The following is a 15,606-nucleotide window of genomic DNA, read 5'->3' on the forward strand; positions in this document are numbered from 1 at the left end:
AGTACTCCAAGCTTTGGACTAGCTTTCAATTTTTTCACATGGTAGTTAGTACTTCCAACGATAATGTCCTGCAATTGGGGTCTTAAAAGAAGTTAATTTTACCTCGGCTGCAAACGGAGGATTATTATGAATGAAATAGGGAGTCCCATCCTTCGCTCGCTTGTCAGAAACAATTCCCACATGATGATAACCGTCAAGAAATACGACAATATCACCTGGCTGCCACTCTTTTAAATTTTCTACATCTCCAGGTATTAAATCTGTTGTTAAGCTTTCCGCATGCCTTTTGAAATAGACATTTTGATTAGGTACTCTACGAAAATCGATATTTGGGTCAGGCACACCATCTACTCGTGGATACAATTTTGTGTTAGCAGCAATATCTGCATCCATTTCATCCTTCAATTTGATGTTCGCCCCTAATAAACCACGCCATATGACATCGGTACACACTCCTTCATCATCTGGAGGATAACCATCATCGTAGTAATTGCTTTTATAATGGGTTCTTTGCTCAACTTCTTTTCTTGCAGCTTGAACAATATCGATTGGGTCAGCTATGTTATTATTATTTTTATCGACATTTACATATGTATCAGGAATTTCAATCTGTTGGATAAAGGGGTTTTCCCAATGTAACCCGATATAATCAAGAATAATTCCTTTTCGAAAGAAGAGAATAACGGATAATAGAATGATAAGTAATAAGAAAATTTTTGTTTTTTTCTTCAACATGTCCACCTCAGTAAATTAGACGAATGATTGAGCATAATCGTTTCATGTAATTTCTGAATATTAATTAAAATGATATTCAGAAATAGTACTATTACGCTGTTAAAAAAGTGATTAAATCAACATATGTAAGAAATTGTGAAATTTTCTTAAAAATTTACGCAATTCTTGAAAATATTATTGTTTTTTTAGAAAAATAGTTGTATGATAGCATTTGTTCATAATTTTTAACGTTTAAGGAGTATTTTTTTGTATGAAAAACAGTCTTTCATTTTCGTCTTATTCTGTCATTGGAGTTATGTTGTTCGCTCTATTTTTTGGAGCAGGGAATTTAATTTTTCCAGCCCAACTCGGACAGAATGCTGGTACGAACTTTTGGCCAGCTGTAACCGGGTTTTTAATAACCGGTGTAGGATTACCACTTTTAGGAATTTTAGCAATGGGCTTTTCAGGTAGCTCAAATTTACAGGACTTAGCAAGTCGTGTTCATCCGATATATGGTGTCTTTTTTACTTCGTTACTATATTTAACTATCGGCCCTTTCTTTGCGACACCAAGAACAGGAACGGTAGCATTTGATATTGGAATTTCACCTTTTGTTGGAGAAGCATCTACACAACTTGGACTTCTTATTTTCACGATTGTATTTTTTGGAATTACGTTATGGTTATCGTTGAATCCAGCAAAAATCGTTGATCGGGTAGGAAAAATCTTATCACCTGGAATTATTGTTTTACTGTTTGTTCTTTTAATGATGGCACTGATAAACCCAATTGGTTCTTTTGAAGCTCCACAAGCAGCATACGAAGATGGGGCATTTATCAAAGGTTTCCTTGAAGGGTACAATACGATGGACGCCCTTGCTTCACTCGTATTTGGGATCATCGTGATCAATGCAATTCGCGCATTAGGTGTGACGTCAAAAAAAGAAATTTTATCTGCAACTGTGAAAACGGGAATCGTTGCCGTTGCATTACTTGCCTTAATTTATGTAGGGATTACCTATTTAGGTGCTACTAGTACAGCAGAGTTTGGAGTATTTGATACAGGTGGACCAGTATTAAGTCAAGCATCATCCTACTATTTTGGAACATATGGCTCAATATTGCTAGCGGTTTTAATTACACTCGCTTGTATGACAACGAGTATCGGCTTAATAACAGCATGTGGAGAATACTTCCATGCATTATTGCCGAAAATTAGCTATAAAACTTTTGTAGTCTTGTTCTCGTTACTTTCTTTTGTCATTGCAAACTTTGGGTTGGCCAATATTATTACATTTTCCATCCCAGTGTTAATGTTTTTATATCCACTTGCGGTAACACTTATGATCTTAACCTTTACATCTCCATTTTTTAACCACTCGAGGTTAGTGTATATCACAGCAACAGTTGTTGCCTTTTTTATTAGTATAATTGATGGTTTAAAAACCTTATGTGATTCACTAGGAATTCCTTACTATCAGTGGATGGAACCGATTATTTCTTTTTATGATAGAGTGTTGCCATTCTATGCGCAGGGACTCGGTTGGCTTATTCCAGTCATTATTGCGATTGTTGTTACAGGATTTATTTCCCGCCTCCAACAAACAGAATCTATTTATGTAAAATAGCAGAAGAAACCGGTTCTAAAAAGAGAACCGGTTTTTATATGAATAGGTCATTTACTTTTCTTTCTTATCAACTTCATGTATGATAAAGACTGATCCATTTATACATAAAGGAGTTGTCGATCATGACAAAAAAAGGTTACATACAAATGCAAGATGGCAAAAAAATCGAATTTGAATTGTACCCAAGTGAAGCACCTGGTACAGTCGCTAACTTTGAAAAGCTAGCAAAGGAAGGCTTCTATAATGGTTTAACTTTCCACCGTGTCATTCCTGGCTTTGTAAGTCAAGGCGGATGTCCAGTGGGAAATGGGACAGGCGGTCCTGGCTATACAATTAAATGTGAAACAGCAGGTAATCCTCATAAGCATGAAGTTGGTTCTTTATCAATGGCTCATGCTGGTAAGGATACAGGTGGAAGTCAGTTCTTCATCGTTCATGAACCACAACCACATTTAAATGGTGTTCACACTGTATTTGGTAAAGTGACTTCTGGAATGGAAACAGTCCTTAACCAAAAACAAGGTGACGTCATGGAAAAAGTAGAAGTATTTGATGCATAATAAAAAAGAGAGCCGAGGCTCTCTTTTTTATTTTACTGTTTTCCGTGCCCATTCAGAGATAAAATCAGCAATCCATACAAGGATGATATAGCAGAATAGGAGGAGTGTGATATCAGAATAATGGAAGAAACTCATGCTTAACTTAAATTGCTGGCCGAGGCCACCTGCGCCGACAAAACCAACAATGATTGTCGTCCTCATAATGACTTCCCAACGGTACAAAATATACGTTAAAAATCGGGGAAGCACTGAAGGGACAACCCCATATAAGAGAATTTGACCTTTACTTGCTCCAGAAGATGCTAAATGACGAACAGGTCTCGCATCTAAATCTTCAACAACCTCAGCACATAATTTCCCTAAAATTCCAAAGTTATGAAGAGCAAGAGCAATGGCTCCTGGTAAGATCCCAGGTTTAAAAATAAAAATAATCATCATCGCCCAAACCAGCTCAGGAATTGCTCTGCTAAAAATATAGCTTAATCTAATAAGCGAAAAAGAAATCCAGCTATACCATCTTCCAGATAACGTTAGCCTTCCATTTGCGACATTTCTAGCAGCTGGCAACACGGTTAAAAACATGAGAATGGTAGAGAAACCAATTGCCATAATACTCATTTGTAGGGTGTCATAAGTTAAACTGATCGCATTTTTCCAGCTAGCCCAATCGAAGAAGGCTGGCTCTTCCTCACCCAATCCGAACATATTGGCAAAAAATTTCTTAGCAAATGATAGGTTTCTCTCAGAAAAAAGTTCCAGAAAACTTGCTTTATCAATGATATAAATATAACTCCATGCTCCTATTAATAACCCGATTGTGAGCAAGGTAGAGAAGGGGACAAACCAATGTTTTGAGTAATGATTTAATTTGTTTCTTAAGTGGCTGCTCCACCAATCAACTAAGACCACGATTGTGATTAAAAAGAAAATAAAAGTCCAGACCTCATCGTAATGTAAATCATCGAGTGAAAGCTGAATTTGATAACCCAATCCACCAAGACCAACAAAACTCATAATCGCTGAAGAACGTATTCCACATTCAAACCGATACATGGTATAGCTTAACATTCCTGTTTTCACGATAGGGAAGTAGCCGTAAAAAAACAGTTGCCATTTGGATGCCCCTGTTGATTTTAAAGCTTGAATGGGAGCTTCTTGAACATCAGCAAGCATATCTGCAAAGATTCTCCCTAAAATGCCGCCGAAAGGGAGGGCAAGAGCAAAAATGGCAGCATATGGACTGAGACCAAAGGATGCAACAAAAATAAGAGCCCACACTAATTCATGGATGGCTCTTAAAAATCCAAGAATGGCGCGAAAAATGGTCTTAAGAGTTATTCCGAGACGACCATCATCAAAAAATATACCTGACGCTAATATTCCAAGAACAAAGGCGATTACAATCGCAAGTCCAACACCTGCAACTGCATAAGATAAAGTTATCCAAGTTGATCGTACAGCAAGTAGAAGAATGTCCGCCGATAAATTAGGTTGAAATAACGCTTGAACAATTTGAAATAGTGTAGCAAAGCCTCCAGCATGAAAAAGTTCTGAACTCCACTGAACTGAGAATAAACTCCAAATAAAGGCACCAATTAGAATAATCGTGAGATACGATTTTTGATGTGTTTTGGTGAATGTTTTTGCCATTAGACTTTCTCCTTTAATACATATAAGGAGGCTAAATCATGTTCACTCACTTCATGTGCGGGTCGATCAAAGTAAATTACTCCATCTCGCAAGGCAATGATCCTTGTGAAATATTTCTTTGCATACTCGACCGAGTGGAGACTTGTGACAAGTGTTTGGTTTTCCTCAGATACAAGTTTTGTCAAAATAGAAAGTACATCTTCTGCCCTCGCAGGATCAAGAGAAGCGACAGGTTCATCAGCTAGAATAATTTCCGGTTTTTGTACAAGTAAGCGAGCAAGGGCAACACGTTGCTGCTCACCACCAGATAAATTAGCCGTTTTCTCAAGCCACTTATCCCCTAAACCGACTCGTTCCAATGACTGGATCGCAAGTTCTTTATCTTGGGGGAAAATTAACGAGAGGAATGACTTAAAAAACCCCCAATCCGCAAGTTTCCCTGCAAGAACATTGTGAATGACAGGCAACTGATCAACGAGATCAAATTGTTGACGAATCATACCCATTTTTTTGGCGAGCTTTTTCCGATCCTTCAGATCCTTTAGTGATAATTGATCAATGGATATTTCACCATTGTCAGGCTTGATAAAAGTAGCTATCGTATTAAGAAGGGTTGTTTTTCCAGCGCCACTTGGGCCAATTAAAGCTACTCTTTCTCCCTTTTTTATAGAGAAAGAGAGGGAAGACAAGGCTATCTTCCCATCGAATTGAACATATACATTTTTTGCTTCTATAATATCGTTAGATGCCAATGCATCCTCACCTCAATGCTTACTTACTTAATGATACCGAGTTCTTTAGCAACCTTTTCGATCGCATCATAATTATCGTTGTTTGTTTCGATAAATTTATCTGTTTCAAATATATCAAGCATTTCTTTTTCAGCTTCTCCCATCGATAGGAGGGCTTCTTTTACGTTTTCCTTTGTTCCTTCACCGAATCCTTCATCAACAGTATTGATGGTCCAATTGTAGTCATAGTACGCAGGCGTCGTATAGAAGACATCTACTTTACTCAGATCAACGGCTCCTTCTTTCACTGCGCCTTCCCATACTGCTTCATTCAGTGCTCCTGCTTGGAATGTTCCTGACTCTACTAATTTGTAGGTTTTATCATGTGAACCAGAATAGTTTGGCTCACCAGCTAGATCTTTTTCAGGGTCAACCCCATTTTCTAACATATAGTATCTTGGCATTAAATGTCCAGAAGTGGAACTTTCACTTCCGAATGTGAAACTTAATCCTTTAATGTCTTCAATGCTGTCTAACTGAAGATCCTTTTGCGCAATAAAAACAGAGTGAAAGTCTTCGTCGCGAGGTCGTTGGGCAATCGCTTCTGCTCCTTCTACAAGACTCATTGCTTGTACACCAGTTAAACCACCAAACCACGCAAGGTGAATTTCTCCTCGTTCAAACGCTGTTACGAGGGCAGCATAATCAACAGATGGTACGTATTCTACTTCTAATCCTGTTTCCTCAGCTAAATATGCAGCAATATCGTCCATGCTTCTATTTAAATCAGCTGCATTCTGGTCAGGGATGGCACCAATTTTAAACACTTCATTAGAACTATTTTTTGTTTCCTCTTTATCATTTCCAGAACAAGCTGATAATACGAACATAATCATAAGTGAGAAAGTTAAGATTACTAGTTTTTTCATTTCAATCCTCCTGATGTAATTTTACGACCACTGTAATTATAGTAGAAAGAATGGCTAAATAATAGAGAATTCCGTTGTGTATCTATCTATATTATCGATAACAATGATTGAAAATGAGCTATAATTCCGATATAACAAAAAGGCTCCCCTTAAAAAGGGGAGCTACTTACTTATTTGGACAACTGTTCAGCCCATTTTTCAACATCCCAAACCTTTGTAACCCAATCTTCATAGAAATCTGGTTCATGGCAAACTAATACGACAGTGCCTTTATATTCCTTTAAAGCACGCTTTAGCTCTGCTTTTGCATCAATATCAAGATGGTTGGTTGGTTCGTCAAAAAGAAGCCAGTTACTTTCATGCATTTGTAGTTTACAAAGGCGAACTTTTGCTTGTTCGCCTCCACTTAATTGCGTCATCGGTCTTGAAATATGCTCATTTTTAAGTCCACAACGGGCAAGTGCAGCTCTTACTTGGTGTTGATCAAGTCCTGGGAACTCATTCCACACATCATCTATCGGGGTAATATCTTTTCCTTTTACCTCTTGTTCGAAGTAAGAAGGGAAGAGGAAATCACCTCTTTCAATCTTTCCACTTAGCGGTTTAATCACACCGAGCATCGTTTTTAATAAAGTAGATTTCCCGACACCATTACAACCAACAATAGCAATTTTTTCACCACGTTCAATGGTCATCGACATTCTAGGAAGTAGAGGGTGGGCATATCCAATTTCAAAATCTTCCCCTTCAAATACATAGCGAGAGCTACTACGAGATTCCTTAAAAGAGAAAGTAGGTTTCACCGCAGTTTCAGGTCGATCAATTCTTTCCATTCTCTCTAACTGCTTTTGACGGCTTTTGGCCCGACCTGTAGTAGAGTAGCGCGCCTTATTTTTTGCAATAAAATCTTCCTGCTTTTTAATAAATTCTTGCTGTTTTTCATATGCATTAATGTGCTGATTTTTATTAATCTCAGCTAACTCAAGAAATTTCTCATACGTCGCTGTATAACGGTTCATCTTAGAAAATTCAAGATGGAAAATCACGTTAGAAACCTGATTCATAAATTCGGTATCATGAGATATTAAGATGAATGCATGCGGATACTCTCTTAAATATCCAGTCAACCAGCGAATATGCTCCACATCTAAAAAGTTAGTCGGCTCATCAAGCAGTAATACTTTAGGTTTCTCTAATAAAAGCTTTGCTAAAAGGACCTTCGTTCTCTGTCCACCACTAAGAGCGGTGACATCTCGCTCTAATCCGATCGCATCCAATCCAAGGCCTCTAGCAGCATCTTCCACTTTCATATCGAGATTGTAGAAATCTCCAGCATCTAATCGATCTTGAATCTGAGCCATTTCTTCCAATAAAAGTTCTAATTCTTCAGGCGTTGCATCAGCCATTTTAGCTGTTACTTCATTTAATTTCTTTTCTTCTTCAAATAAGTGAAGAAAAGCATCATTTAATATATCTCGAATCGTTTTTCCAGGTGTTAAAACAGTATGCTGATCAAGATAGCCATAGTGAACACCAGGCGTCCATTCCACTTTCCCGGAATCATGAATTAATTGCTTTGTCATAATATTCATTAAGGTTGATTTTCCAACTCCATTGGCGCCAACAAGACCAACATGATCTTCAGCAAGTAAACGGAAGGAAACATCTTTAAATAAGGTACGGTCACCAAATGTATGACTCAATTTTTCAACAGTTAATAAGCTCATTTATATCCCCACTTGTTTTAGATTCTATATTAATAACACACAATAAAATAAATCACTTTATCTATCATACTAAATTCCGAGGGTCAAGACTAGATCTTTCATCCCGATCGTAAGATTTGGAAAGAAAACAAAAAAACAAAACGATCTTCATCCTCTAAATCTGTCCTTTATAGGTGTACGAAATAAAAAAATATGATAAAGTAATGATAGTAAAAACTTATTATATCAGCTACATAGACAAGTTTTGTTGTCCTTCTCAGAGAGACACATGTGTTTTTTTGTAGTTTGAAAATAAAGGAGGTAAACGTCATGTCAAGCAATAAATTAGATGCTTTTTTACAAACAAACTTAAATGATTTAAAAGAAAAAGGGCTTTACAATGTGATTGATCCCCTTGAAAGTCCGAATGGTCCGATCATTAAGATTAATGGAAAAGAACTGATCAATCTATCTTCAAATAACTATTTAGGTTTAGCAACTGACGAAAGACTAAAGACAGCGGCGACAGAAGCGATTGCAAAGTTTGGAGTTGGAGCAGGTGCCGTTCGTACCATTAACGGGACATTGGAAGTACATATCCTTTTAGAAAAGAAACTAGCCGAGTTTAAACATACAGAAGCGGCTATCGCTTATCAATCAGGCTTTAATTGTAATATGGCGGCCATTAGCGCTGTTATGGATAAAAATGATGCCATTCTTTCAGATGAATTAAACCACGCTTCTATCATTGATGGTTGTCGTTTATCAAGAGCAAAAATTATTCGTTACAACCATTCAGACATGAATGATTTACGTGCAAAAGCAAAAGAGGCAACTGAATCCGGTCAATATAATAAAGTGATGGTTATTACAGATGGTGTATTTTCAATGGATGGAGATATTGCTAAACTTCCTGAAATTGTTGAAATTGCAGAAGAATTTGATTTAATCACATATGTTGATGACGCACACGGCTCTGGTGTATTAGGCAAAGGGGCAGGTACTGTTAAGCACTTTGGTCTTTCAGATAAAGTGGATTTCCAAATCGGAACTTTATCGAAAGCGATAGGTGTTGTTGGTGGATATGTAGCAGGAAAAAAAGAGTTAATTGACTGGTTAAAAGTGCGAAGCCGACCATTTTTATTTTCCACTTCATTAACTCCAGCTGACGTTGCAGCAAGTATTAAAGCTGTGGACATTTTAATGGAAAGTACGGAACTTAATGAACGTTTATGGAAAAATGCCGACTATTTGAAAAAGGGATTAGCGGATCTTGGATTTGATATTGGCGAAAGCGAAACACCGATTACACCTTGTATTATCGGTGAGGAAGTGAAAACACAAGAGTTTAGTCGTCGCTTAAATGATGAAGGCGTATATGCAAAAGCGATTGTATTCCCAACGGTTCCAACAGGTACAGGAAGAGTGCGAAACATGCCTTCTGCTGCTCATACGAAAGAGATGCTTGATAATGCCCTTTCCATTTATGAAAAGGTTGGCAAAGAGATGGGGATTATTTAAGCATTCTAAATAAAAAGGAAGAGTGAGGCAAAGGGTGGAGGACTAAAGGGATGAAAAGAATATTAATTACAGGTGCACTAGGCCAAATTGGTTCAGAATTAACGGTCAAGTTAAGAGATATTTATGGGACAGATAATGTCATTGCTACTGATATTCGCAAAGATGAAGAAACAGAAGGACCATTTGAAACGCTGGATGTTTCCGACGATTATAAAATGTATGAGATTGCAAAAAAGCATGAAGTCGATACGATTATTCATCTTGCCGCATTGCTTTCAGCAACAGCTGAAAAGAAGCCGATATTTGCTTGGAATCTCAATATGGGTGGTCTTGTCAACGCTCTTGAAACCGCAAGAGAGTTGAATTGTCAATTTTTCACACCGAGTTCTATCGGAGCCTTTGGTCCAACAACCCCAAAGGACAACACACCACAGGACACCATACAACGCCCAACGACGATGTATGGTGTTAATAAAGTAGCCGGTGAGTTACTCTCAGATTACTATTTTCAAAAATTTGGAGTCGATACGAGAGGGTTACGGTTTCCTGGCTTGATTTCTTATGTCACTCCACCTGGTGGGGGTACGACTGACTATGCGGTTGAAATTTATTATGAAGCCATTCGAAACGGCAAATATACATCCTATATTGATAAAGGAACTTATATGGATATGATGTATATGCCTGATGCTTTGGATGCCATTGTCCAGTTGATGGAGGCTGATCCAGCGCAGTTAAAACATCGTAATTCCTTTAATGTAACAGCAATGAGCTTTGCCCCTGAGGAGATCGCAGGCGAGATTCAAAAGCATATCGGAAATTTTGAATTGAACTATAACGTCGATCCAGCACGACAACAAATTGCCGATAGTTGGCCAAATTCGATTGATGCGACAGCTGCGAAAGAAGAATGGGGCTTTAAGACAATTTACAATCTCCAAACGATGACGGTTGATATGTTGGAAAAACTAAGTGCAAAACTATAAAACTACTATGAAGAGCAAGCTTACTATAGGTGAGCTTGCTCTTTTATGTATGAAAGTATCGAATATGAAGAATTCTAGAACATAGGAAAAAAATCTAGCTTTTTTATGATTTGCACGATATAATGTAAACAATAGTTTATATAAATTAAACAAATGTTTGTGTTTGAAAATAGGGAGGTGGAAGAATGAGAGAACAACTGTCAGATAAAGAAAAAACTCTTCTCCAGCTAATTCGTAAAAATCCGTATATATCGCAGCAAGAATTGGCCGCTGCTTTGTCCATCTCACGCCCAACGGTAGCAAACTTAATCTCCGGTCTCATGAAAAAGGGCTATATTGCCGGTCGTGCCTATGTGCTATCCAAGGATGAACCAATTGTCTGTATCGGTGGAGCTAATATCGACCGGAAATTCCATGTAAAAGAGAAAGTGCAGGTTGGAACTTCGAATCCAGTGAAATCGACACAAAGTGCTGGCGGAGTTGCAAGAAATATTGCTGAGAATTTAGGAAGACTTGGATTGAACGTGTCATTACTGACATGCTGTGGACAGGACTCAGATTGGCGCTATATTAAAGAAGTTTCTTCTCCTTTTATGAATTTAGACTTCGTTTCACCAATTGGAAAAGCTGCGACTGGTTCTTATACAGCGATTTTAGAACGCTCTGGTGAAATGGTGATGGCACTAGCTGACATGGAGGTATATGAATTTATTACACCAAAGTTGTTAGAAAATCATCTATCCTTGTTGAAACAATCAAAGTGTATCATCGCTGATCTAAATACACCAAAGGAAGCATTAGAATTTCTCTGCCATTTTTCGAGGGAAAATAAGAAAGATATCGTTTTGATTCCCGTATCTTCCCCAAAAATGAAGCGGCTTCCGAAAAAGTTAGACGATGTTACATGGGTAATTACAAATTGTGATGAAACAGAAGCCTATTTTAATACAAAAATAAATGATGCGAACGATTGGAGTAACGCTTTAAATAGATGGCTATCACTCGGGATTAAAAATGTCATTATCACGAATGGCAAGAAAGGTGCTCTAATCGGAAACCGAGAAGAAACACTCTATATTCCCGCTAAAGAAGTAACCGAAATTATTGACGTTACTGGAGCAGGTGACGCATTTTCTGCCGCCGTTGTCTATTCGTGGCTTGAAGGCAAAAGCATTAGAGAAATAGGGAAAGCAGGCACTATCAATGCCTATAAAACATTACAATCACCTTACACCGTTCGTCAGGATCTTACATCCATACAATTACAGAAGGACATGGAGGAAATATAATGAAATCCTATATCGTATTATCAGAAGAAGTAAAAGCAGCGAAAGAACAAGGGAAGCCAATTGTTGCCCTTGAGTCAACGATCATTTCTCATGGAATGCCCTATCCTCAGAATGTAAAGACCGCAAGAGAAGTGGAAGATATCATCCGTGAAAAAGGAGCCGTTCCTGCAACGATTGCGATCTTAGACGGAAAAATTAAGATTGGATTGTCCGATGAAGAACTTGAAATGTTCGGCAAGAGCACAGATGTGGCGAAGGCTTCACGACGAGACATCCCATATTTACTTGCAACAAAGAAAAAAGGAGCGACAACCGTTGCTGCAACGATGATTTGTGCTGACTTAGCAGATATACGCATTTTTGTTACAGGGGGAATAGGTGGCGTCCATCGTGGTGCTGAAACAACGATGGACATCTCAGCAGATCTCGAAGAACTAGCGAATACAAATGTAGCTGTTATTTGCGCAGGAGCAAAATCGATTCTTGATTTAGGATTAACGATGGAATACCTAGAAACAAAAGGTGTCCCTGTCATTGGTTATCAAACTGATCGTCTACCAGCATTTTATACAAGAACAAGCGAGCATCCCGTTAACTTCCGTTCTGACCAAGCTAACGAAATTGCCGCTACGTTAAAAACGAAGTGGGATTTAAAATTAAAAGGTGGAGTTGTCGTTGCAAATCCAATTCCAGAAGAATACGCAATGGATGAAACGCTTATCACAAACGTAATTGAGAAGGCATTAGAAGAAGCAGGTGAACAACACATAAGCGGTAAAGACTCCACACCGTTCCTCCTTGCAAAAGTTAAAGAGCTCACAGGTGGAAAAAGTCTTGAAACCAATATTGAACTTGTTAAAAATAACGCCCGTCTAGGTGCTGAAATAGCAGTTAGCTTTAATGAGAAATAAGGAATATGTAAAAAGGTGAAATCAAGTTGATTTCACCTTTTTACATAGATTAACTTATCTCTTTTTTCAGTTACTTTTCCCACAATCGCCGCATCAATAAGACCATGTTTATGTAGTCTATCGACATAACTTTGCGCATCTTGCTCAGGTAGTGCAACAAGAAGTCCTCCTGAGGTGATTGCATCACATAAAATCATTTGTTCTTCAAGAGCGATTCCTTCATAAACAACATCATCGACAAGCCAGCTATGATTAGATTTAGAGCCTCCTGGAATGATCCCTTGTTTGGCTAACTCATATGTGCCCTCGAGAACAGGGACTGAACCAAAGATAAACTCAAAGCTTACTTCACTGCCTCTTGCCATTTCACTGCCATGTCCGAGTAAACCGAATCCTGTCACATCGGTTACAGCATGTGGGGTGGATTCTTTCAAAAGTTCAGCAGCATTTTTATTCAAAGTGGCCATGACTTCAGTCACTTTTGCTTCCTGCTCAGGTGTAACCACTTGTCTCTTTATGCCAGTAGTCATAATTCCTACACCAATCGGTTTTGTCATGACAAGTAAATCACCAGGTTTGGCACCGACATTTTTCCAAACTTTTTCTGGATGAACAATACCGGTAACAGATAAACCAAATTTTGGTTCTTGATCATCAATGGAATGTCCACCTATTGTAACTGCTCCAGACTCAACCACTTTGTCACTAGCACCACGCAAAATGTCAGCAAGAATATCTGGGCCAAGCTTCTTCACAGGGTAACCAACTATATTCAGAACGGTTTTAGGAACTCCACCCATTGCATATATATCACTTAGTGCATTAGCAGCAGCGATTTGTCCAAACATATAGGCATCGTCGACAATCGGAGTGAAATAGTCAAGTGTTTGTACGAGCGCAATTTCATCCGTTAATTTAAATACACCACCATCATCTGATGTTTCATGACCAACGATTAATTCTGGCACCGGATCATGCTTTGGTAATAAGCGCAAAACTTGCGCTAAGTCCTCAGGACCAATTTTACAGCCTCAACCAGCTTTACTAGATAAGGAAGTAAGGCGAATAATTTCTTCTTTACTCACGTTGTCCACCTCCACATTCTAGTATAACTCTTCATCTAAACATTTCACAACGATTGAAGATGATTTCTAATAGGGTGAAGCTTCTTTAATATTTTAATAACATCGCTACAAGCTGGAATCCTCCACCAATTGTCCAGAATAGAATATGATCTCCTCTATTAATCCGACCCTTTTCAATCCCATCATAAAAAGCAAGGAGGGGACTGGTAGTTCCTGTATAGCCAAAACGATCTCCTATATACATAAACTTGTCTTCGTCTAGTTGATAATGCTCTTTGATCGTTTTAATATTGGCAATTGAAAACTGAGAAAAACAAAATGCATCTAGCTCATTGATTGAGAGATTATTTCTAGAAAGCATGGTCTCAAACATTTGATAAGTAGGGGGCATTGCAATACTTCCGTCAAATGGAATCCATTGCATCGTTTGTTCTCCAGACCCTTTAATCGTATTCGAAAGCCCTGTACGAGGAAAATTCGTGTTGCTGTACGTAACAGAATCCGTATGGTAGATCGAATCGATGAAACCAGTGTTTTCATTTGTTTTTTCTAAGATGACTGCACATGCGGCATCGCCAAAATTAGCATATGAGATTTCTTCATCAGGATTAGCCATTAATGTGTTGTAATCAGAGCCTACAACAAGAGCTCTTTGGATAAAAGGATTTGCTTGCATATAGCGGGAAGCTTGATCAATTGCAACAAGCATACCAGCACAATTGGCATTTGTATCCATCGTTAATGTACTATGCTTCCCATTTAATTTATTGTGAAGCTGGATCGCATTGGAAGTAGCTAAATATTCAGGTGTTTGTGAGGTAAACATAATTAAATCAAGATCTTCACCTGTAAGATGGGATTTTTTTAATACATTTATTGAAGCTTCATAAGCCATTGTTAAACTATTCTCACTGTCATTATTAATCACATAGCGTGACTTTCGACCAAGAATGTTCTCAATAAAATGAGTTGAGTCTCTTCCTTTCTTATTAAAATGTTCTAAATAATAGCTGTTGTCCACAGCATTATCAGGGTAATAGATTGCGATGTCACGGATTTTAATATTTGTCATGGTTCTTATTTACCTCCAATAAATTAAAAAACAAGACTACAGGGAGCCTTGTCATTCTATTAAACATTTTAGATTTCCTTTACTTCTGCATTTGTAAAATTGGTGTTTTTAAAGATTCTATTCAATTGCATTTTCAAGATTGGATTTTTCTTAATTGTAACGACTAATTTGTCAAACCCAGATTGCTGATACATCCGAATCGTATTTTCCATCGCAGGGACCATATCTTGTGTTAACACATCCATATCTGTTGAATCAGCGATTAATGTATATTCTTTAGGGTTTACACTTTTTACTTTTGCTGTATAATCTCCGACAAACTCTTGCACTTGTTGCGGAGTAAACGTTCCTGCAACGACTAAATCAATTGTTTTAGCAACTCGATTCACTTTAATAGAATAAGATCCTTCTTTTGCCATATTCAAAACTCCCTCATATTTAGTTTTTTAACGTATAACTGAGGTAATTATACGAAATGGAAACCTTGCTGTGAACGGGATTTAACGTAAAAATTCACTCCAAAAAAAATAAAATTATCTGGTATAGGTCTTTGTGTTTATTTTTATAAAATAACAACAGACTTTTTACCTATTTTTAAATATTTGTCGAAGGAGATTTTCTGATTTAAAATGTATTTAATGAAAAGTGAATTTTTTATGAATGATTTCATCGAGAAGGAGTAGATTTTTTATGAAGGACTTTAAAATCAGTGTAGAATTTTGTATGCAATGAAATTATGCACCAAAAGCTGCGAGTTTCGCAGAAGAGTTATTTAGCCATTTTCGCTCTAATATAGCAGAAATGAAGCTTATCCCTAGTAGC

The 15,606-nt window shown here is 37.7% G+C and carries 14 protein-coding genes and 1 pseudogene; 7 read left to right on the top strand and 8 right to left on the bottom strand.

All coding sequences use genetic code 11. The features are described from left to right. Positions 1-45: 45 nt before the first annotated feature. Complete coding sequence (locus BMSHG_RS22505; protein WP_019156718.1) at positions 46-732, bottom strand: DUF1287 domain-containing protein; 687 nt, start codon at positions 730-732, stop codon at positions 46-48. A gap of 253 nt (positions 733-985) precedes the next feature. On the opposite strand from BMSHG_RS22505, the gene brnQ reads away from it, so the two are divergent. Both brnQ and BMSHG_RS22515 read left to right on the top strand, forming a co-directional pair. Beyond that, the gene (brnQ, locus tag BMSHG_RS22510) at positions 986-2,344 is read left to right on the top strand and encodes a branched-chain amino acid transport system II carrier protein (RefSeq protein WP_019156719.1); all 1,359 of its coding nucleotides are present in this window, start codon (positions 986-988) and stop codon (positions 2,342-2,344) included. 122 nt (positions 2,345-2,466) lie between these two features. Further along, positions 2,467-2,904 (top strand): peptidylprolyl isomerase, encoded by a 438-nt coding sequence (locus tag BMSHG_RS22515; protein WP_019156720.1) that lies wholly within the window; start codon positions 2,467-2,469, stop codon positions 2,902-2,904. A gap of 27 nt (positions 2,905-2,931) precedes the next feature. On the opposite strand, the gene BMSHG_RS22520 is transcribed toward BMSHG_RS22515, so the two are convergent. From BMSHG_RS22520 to BMSHG_RS22535, 4 genes are all read right to left on the bottom strand, one after another. Next, positions 2,932-4,554 carry a PhnE/PtxC family ABC transporter permease gene (locus BMSHG_RS22520; RefSeq protein WP_019156721.1) on the bottom strand — a complete coding sequence of 541 codons (1,623 nt, stop codon included), beginning with the start codon at positions 4,552-4,554 and terminating at the stop codon, positions 2,932-2,934. Further along, positions 4,554-5,306: a phosphonate ABC transporter ATP-binding protein gene (locus tag BMSHG_RS22525; RefSeq protein ID WP_019156722.1), complete on the bottom strand. Its 753-nt coding sequence runs from the start codon at positions 5,304-5,306 to the stop codon at positions 4,554-4,556. Before BMSHG_RS22525 ends, BMSHG_RS22520 begins: the two co-directional genes overlap by 1 nt. A 23-nt stretch (positions 5,307-5,329) precedes the next feature. Continuing rightward, on the bottom strand, positions 5,330-6,214 hold the full coding sequence (locus tag BMSHG_RS22530) for a putative selenate ABC transporter substrate-binding protein (protein ID WP_019156723.1): 885 nt from the start codon (positions 6,212-6,214) through the stop codon (positions 5,330-5,332). A 170-nt stretch (positions 6,215-6,384) separates the two neighbouring features. Then, a complete protein-coding gene (locus tag BMSHG_RS22535; RefSeq protein ID WP_019156724.1) occupies positions 6,385-7,941 on the bottom strand; it encodes an ABC-F family ATP-binding cassette domain-containing protein in 1,557 nt (518 codons plus the stop codon). 309 nt (positions 7,942-8,250) lie between these two features. On the opposite strand from BMSHG_RS22535, the gene BMSHG_RS22540 reads away from it, so the two are divergent. From BMSHG_RS22540 to BMSHG_RS22555, 4 genes are all read left to right on the top strand, one after another. Continuing rightward, positions 8,251-9,441, top strand: coding sequence for a glycine C-acetyltransferase (locus tag BMSHG_RS22540; RefSeq protein ID WP_019156725.1), 1,191 nt, complete (start codon positions 8,251-8,253; stop codon positions 9,439-9,441). 50 nt (positions 9,442-9,491) lie between these two features. Next, complete coding sequence (locus BMSHG_RS22545; protein ID WP_019156726.1) at positions 9,492-10,427, top strand: L-threonine 3-dehydrogenase; 936 nt, start codon at positions 9,492-9,494, stop codon at positions 10,425-10,427. 185 nt (positions 10,428-10,612) lie between these two features. Beyond that, complete coding sequence (locus BMSHG_RS22550) at positions 10,613-11,716, top strand: carbohydrate kinase (protein WP_019156727.1); 1,104 nt, start codon at positions 10,613-10,615, stop codon at positions 11,714-11,716. Then, complete coding sequence (locus tag BMSHG_RS22555) at positions 11,716-12,627, top strand: pseudouridine-5'-phosphate glycosidase (RefSeq protein ID WP_019156728.1); 912 nt, start codon at positions 11,716-11,718, stop codon at positions 12,625-12,627. The genes BMSHG_RS22550 and BMSHG_RS22555 overlap by 1 nt, the downstream gene beginning before the upstream one ends. Positions 12,628-12,659: 32 nt before the next feature. On the opposite strand, the gene selD is transcribed toward BMSHG_RS22555, so the two are convergent. From selD to BMSHG_RS22570, 3 genes are all read right to left on the bottom strand, one after another. Next, complete coding sequence (selD, locus tag BMSHG_RS22560; protein ID WP_083879418.1) at positions 12,660-13,712, bottom strand: selenide, water dikinase SelD; 1,053 nt, start codon at positions 13,710-13,712, stop codon at positions 12,660-12,662. An 85-nt stretch (positions 13,713-13,797) separates the two neighbouring features. Next, positions 13,798-14,784, bottom strand: coding sequence for a ketoacyl-ACP synthase III (locus BMSHG_RS22565; RefSeq protein WP_019156730.1), 987 nt, complete (start codon positions 14,782-14,784; stop codon positions 13,798-13,800). A gap of 68 nt (positions 14,785-14,852) precedes the next feature. Further along, positions 14,853-15,203 carry a hypothetical protein gene (locus BMSHG_RS22570; RefSeq protein WP_019156731.1) on the bottom strand — a complete coding sequence of 117 codons (351 nt, stop codon included), beginning with the start codon at positions 15,201-15,203 and terminating at the stop codon, positions 14,853-14,855. Between the two features lie 325 nt (positions 15,204-15,528). Here BMSHG_RS22570 and BMSHG_RS29515 point away from each other — a divergent pair. Continuing rightward, positions 15,529-15,606, top strand: a pseudogene (locus BMSHG_RS29515) (SelT/SelW/SelH family (seleno)protein); the annotation flags it as partial.

This window comes from Robertmurraya massiliosenegalensis JC6 (assembly GCF_000311725.1).
In the GTDB taxonomy this organism is placed as follows: domain Bacteria; phylum Bacillota; class Bacilli; order Bacillales; family Cytobacillaceae; genus Robertmurraya; species Robertmurraya massiliosenegalensis.

Coding starts and splice junctions, on each gene's coding strand:
- brnQ (WP_019156719.1), top strand. CDS start 986: ATGAAAAACAGTCTTTCATTTTCGTCTTATTCTGTCATTGGAGTTATG.
- BMSHG_RS22515 (WP_019156720.1), top strand. CDS start 2,467: ATGACAAAAAAAGGTTACATACAAATGCAAGATGGCAAAAAAATCGAA.
- BMSHG_RS22520 (WP_019156721.1), bottom strand. CDS start 4,554: ATGGCAAAAACATTCACCAAAACACATCAAAAATCGTATCTCACGATT.
- BMSHG_RS22530 (WP_019156723.1), bottom strand. CDS start 6,214: ATGAAAAAACTAGTAATCTTAACTTTCTCACTTATGATTATGTTCGTA.
- BMSHG_RS22535 (WP_019156724.1), bottom strand. CDS start 7,941: ATGAGCTTATTAACTGTTGAAAAATTGAGTCATACATTTGGTGACCGT.
- BMSHG_RS22540 (WP_019156725.1), top strand. CDS start 8,251: ATGTCAAGCAATAAATTAGATGCTTTTTTACAAACAAACTTAAATGAT.
- BMSHG_RS22545 (WP_019156726.1), top strand. CDS start 9,492: ATGAAAAGAATATTAATTACAGGTGCACTAGGCCAAATTGGTTCAGAA.
- BMSHG_RS22550 (WP_019156727.1), top strand. CDS start 10,613: ATGAGAGAACAACTGTCAGATAAAGAAAAAACTCTTCTCCAGCTAATT.
- BMSHG_RS22555 (WP_019156728.1), top strand. CDS start 11,716: ATGAAATCCTATATCGTATTATCAGAAGAAGTAAAAGCAGCGAAAGAA.
- BMSHG_RS22565 (WP_019156730.1), bottom strand. CDS start 14,784: ATGACAAATATTAAAATCCGTGACATCGCAATCTATTACCCTGATAAT.
- BMSHG_RS22570 (WP_019156731.1), bottom strand. CDS start 15,203: ATGGCAAAAGAAGGATCTTATTCTATTAAAGTGAATCGAGTTGCTAAA.